Raw genomic sequence first — 2,938 nt, 5'->3', positions numbered from 1 at the left:
CCATCAAGCCGGCAGCGACGGTGACAAGACGAATTCGTCGCCGGGGAGAGCATGGCATAAGCCGTAAAACCATTGCGCAGGGAATGCCGGAGTGTCTCCGCTGAACCTGTATGCTCGTGTGCGCATTCTTATCTACAATTTGCACACGGGACCGCGGGTGCAGCGCGCACCCGGCATTCCCTGCTCCCTCTCATCGAGGGACAAGGCTCGTGCAGAACTTCGGGCGCTTCGCGCCGCGAGATCGCGGAGTCGTTTGCGAAAATGGAAGCCTTACCCCGGCAGATAGAACCGCAGCGCCGGCAGGAAGAAAATCGCAACGTTGATCGCAAAGCCGATGTTCCACAGGATCGACCGCAGCGTCGGACGATTGCCGAGATAGGTGAAAACATAGGCAATCCGCACAATCAGGAACAATGCCGCCAGCTCGTCGACCAGATTCTGCGGCGCTGCGCGAAATTCCGCCAGCAGCACCGCGGCGGCGAAGAACGGAAACGTCTCGATCCCGTTGATATGCGCGCCAAGCGCGCGGGCCCGAAGCGGGTCATCGTAGAATGCGGGATCGCGCGGCCTGGAATTGTCGAAGCGGCGAAAGCCACGAAAGCTAAATGCCTTCACGGGCGCGATCGTCAGCAAGTAGAGCAGAACCGCCCCAAAAATACACCATTCCGCGATCGCCATGGTTCCCCCGAAAGCACGATAACGCGCGACAATATCGGCCCGGCCATTATCTTGACAAGGATGGCGCAACGCGCGATGCCACTGCCATCATGACCGTCGTCGTTCCCATTGGAAGCACGAAGCCTGCGCCGGAAGCGCAGCCGGAGCGGGTCGGCGTGCTCCTGGTCAACCTCGGCACCCCCGACAGCGCCGACGCCAGGGGCGTGCGGGTCTATCTCAAGGAGTTTCTGTCCGACCCGCGGGTGATCGAGGATCAGGGACTGTTGTGGAAGCTGATCCTGAACGGCATCATCCTGCGCGTCCGCCCCGGCCGCAAGGCGCGCGACTACCGGAAAATCTGGAACCTCGAGCAAGACGAATCGCCGCTGAAGACAATCACGCGCACCCAGGCCGAGAAACTTGCCGCGGCGATTTCGGACCATGACCACGTCATCGTCGATTGGGCGATGCGCTACGGCAATCCATCGATCAGCTCGCGCATCGATGCCTTGACCGCGCAAGGCTGCGGCCGGCTGCTGGTGGTGCCGCTCTATCCGCAATATTCAGCCGCGACATCGGCCACCGTTTGCGACGAAGTGTTTCGCGTGCTGGCAAGGATGCGCGCGCAGCCGACCTTGCGGGTGACGCCGCCTTATTACGACGATCCCGATTACATCGACGCGCTCGCGGTCTCGATCGATGCGCATCTCAAAACCTTGCCGTTCAGGCCCGAGCTGATCGTGGCGTCGTTCCACGGCATGCCGCAGAAATACGTCGACAAGGGCGATCCCTATGCCGCGCAGTGCAACGCAACAATGGATGCGTTGCGCCAGCACATGGGCCTTGATGCCTCGAAGCTGCTGCTTACATTCCAGTCGCGCTTCGGCTTCGACCAGTGGCTGCAGCCCTATACCGACCGGACCATCGAGCAACTCGCAAAGGATGGCGTACGGCACATCGCGGTCGTCACCCCCGGCTTCTCGGCCGATTGCCTGGAGACGCTGGAAGAGATCGCGCAGGAAAACGCCGAGCTCTTCAAGCACCATGGCGGCGAGCAATTTTCGGCGATTCCCTGCCTCAATGACAGCGATCCCGGCATGGACGTGATCCGCCAGCTGGTTTTGCGCGAGCTGCAGGGCTGGGTTTGAATGGGCAGGATTTGCGCGTTAACCGATATAAGGCGCGATGCCGCATTCAGGCGCGGTAGATCTGGCGGACGACGGACTCCTCCTTAAGTTATAAGCCGAACTCGAGCAGCGCCGGCCTGAACCGGCGCCGCCGCTTCGCAGACCAAACGATATCGCACCCGGCGGGTCTGGCCGGTCGTGGGTGGTTTCCCTGGAGGTTTTATGACTGGCTTCGATATTTTCGCGATCGCGCTGGTTCTGCTCGTCATCGTCACGCTGTTCGCCGGCGTCAAGACCGTGCCACAGGGCTACGACTGGACCATCGAACGGTTCGGCAGATACACCCGCACGCTGTCGCCGGGGCTCAACCTCATCGTTCCCTATTTCGACCGCGTCGGCCGCAAGATGAACATGATGGAGCAGGTGATCAGCATTCCCGAGCAGGAAGTGATCACCAAGGACAACGCCACCGTGACGGTCGACGGCGTCGCGTTCTTCCAGGTGTTCGATGCCGCCAAGGCGAGCTACGAGGTCGCCAATCTCAACCAGGCGATCATCGTGCTGACCATGACCAACATCCGCTCGGTGATGGGCGCGATGGACCTCGACCAGGTGTTGTCACATCGCGACGAGATCAATGAGCGGCTATTGCGCGTGGTCGACGCCGCGGTCTCGCCGTGGGGCCTGAAAGTCAACCGCATCGAGATCAAGGACATCGTGCCGCCGGCCGACCTGGTCGAGGCGATGGGACGGCAGATGAAGGCCGAACGCGTCAAGCGCGCCGATATCCTGCAGGCCGAAGGCCAGCGGCAATCGGAAATTCTGCGCGCCGAGGGCGCCAAGCAGGGCCAGATCCTGCAGGCCGAGGGCCGCCGCGAGGCCGCGTTCCGCGACGCCGAGGCGCGCGAGCGCCTCGCCGAAGCCGAAGCCAAGGCGACGCAGATGGTCTCCGAGGCCATTGCCAGTGGCGACGTCGCCGCGCTGAACTATTTCATCGCCGACAAATACATCAAGGCGTTCGGGCAACTGGCGGAATCGCCGAACCAGAAAGTCATCATGCTGCCGGTCGAGGCGATGAGCCTGCTCGGCTCGCTTGCCGGCATCGGCGAGATCGCCAAGGCCACTTTTGGCGAGAGCGCGGCGTCGGCCGCGGC

Annotated in this window: 3 protein-coding genes; 2 read left to right on the top strand and 1 reads right to left on the bottom strand. The window is 62.3% G+C overall.

The features are described from left to right. Positions 1-270: 270 nt before the first annotated feature. Positions 271-678: an MAPEG family protein gene (locus tag WCE35_RS19595; protein WP_424594975.1), complete on the bottom strand. Its 408-nt coding sequence runs from the start codon at positions 676-678 to the stop codon at positions 271-273. A gap of 89 nt (positions 679-767) precedes the next feature. Between WCE35_RS19595 and hemH the strand changes: the two genes are divergently transcribed. Continuing rightward, a complete protein-coding gene (hemH, locus tag WCE35_RS19590) occupies positions 768-1,805 on the top strand; it encodes a ferrochelatase (protein ID WP_424594974.1) in 1,038 nt (345 codons plus the stop codon). Between the two features lie 201 nt (positions 1,806-2,006). Continuing rightward, on the top strand, positions 2,007-2,938 hold a 932-nt coding region (locus WCE35_RS19585; protein WP_424594973.1), incomplete at its 3' end, for an SPFH domain-containing protein.

The sequence above is a fragment of the Bradyrhizobium sp. genome (assembly GCF_049691595.1).
GTDB lineage: Bacteria > Pseudomonadota > Alphaproteobacteria > Rhizobiales > Xanthobacteraceae > Bradyrhizobium.
Note: the sequence above shows the minus strand (reverse complement) of the source record. Positions and strands in the feature narration are given on the sequence as shown.